This window comes from Polaribacter sargassicola, from assembly GCF_021991835.1.
GTDB lineage: Bacteria > Bacteroidota > Bacteroidia > Flavobacteriales > Flavobacteriaceae > Polaribacter > Polaribacter sargassicola.
Window position 1 is genome coordinate 1 of record NZ_JAHDAU010000023.1, and the last position, 780, is coordinate 780.

The 780-nt window shown below is 70.6% G+C and carries 2 protein-coding genes and 1 pseudogene; all 3 read left to right on the forward strand.

Features of this window, described 5'->3' with window-relative positions; all coding sequences use genetic code 11:
- A partial coding sequence (locus tag KI686_RS17320; RefSeq protein WP_237590265.1) for a hypothetical protein occupies positions 1–185 on the forward strand: 185 nt, incomplete at its 5' end.
- A gap of 80 nt (positions 186–265) precedes the next feature.
- Positions 266–580, forward strand: coding sequence for a transposase (locus KI686_RS17325; RefSeq protein WP_237590266.1), 315 nt, complete (start codon positions 266–268; stop codon positions 578–580).
- Positions 577–780 (forward strand): annotated as a pseudogene (locus KI686_RS17330) (IS3-like element ISMxa1 family transposase); the annotation flags it as partial. The gene KI686_RS17325 and the pseudogene KI686_RS17330, both read left to right, overlap by 4 nt.

Below are 780 nucleotides of genomic sequence, written 5' to 3' on the forward strand. Positions count from 1 at the left end.
TGCGTGCCCGTCTGCAGCCGGGGGAGCGCATCGCGCTCGTCGGCGGCGATCTGTGGATCGACTACGGCCTGAGCGGGGCTGCGAACACGAAGCTCACCCGGCCGGTGCTCGACCGCGCGCTCGGCACGGCGGGCACCGCCCGAAACATCCTGACGCTGCGCAAGCTCATCGAGCTCACCGCCTGAGCGTGAGGTTGACCCCGATTCCCGGACACTGACCAGGCGGGATCCGCGTGTTCGTGGGCTTGTCGGGGAGGATGTCCGTGATGGGCACGAGCAAGAAGAGGGCGGCGTATACGCCGGAGTATCGGCGGGAGGCCGCGCACCTGGTGATCGATACCGGCCGGACGATCGCCACGGTCGCCCGGGAGATCGGTGTGGGCGAGCAGTTGCTGGGCCGGTGGGTGCAGCAAGAGCGCGCCCGCAGAGGCCCTGCGGAGGTGCCGCTGGATATCGACGAGCGGGCTGAGCTGGAGCGGCTGCGCCGCGAGGTGCAGGAGCTGCGGATGGATAACGAGTTCCTGGGAAAAGCGGCGGCCTTCTTCGCGTCGAAGCAGAACCCGAGGAGCGGTTCGCGGTGATCGAGGCGGAGAAGGCCGCAGGTAGCCGGTTGACGGTCACGCGGATGTGCGTGCTGCTCGGCGTGGACCGGCGACGGTTCTACGAATGGCGGGGCCGGGTCGCTGCGGGCCCCTCGCCCCGGCAGCAGCGGGCGGCAGCGCTGTCCGCGCAGATCGTCGCGTTCCACGCCGCGTCCGACGGGACCTACGGGGCGCCCAGG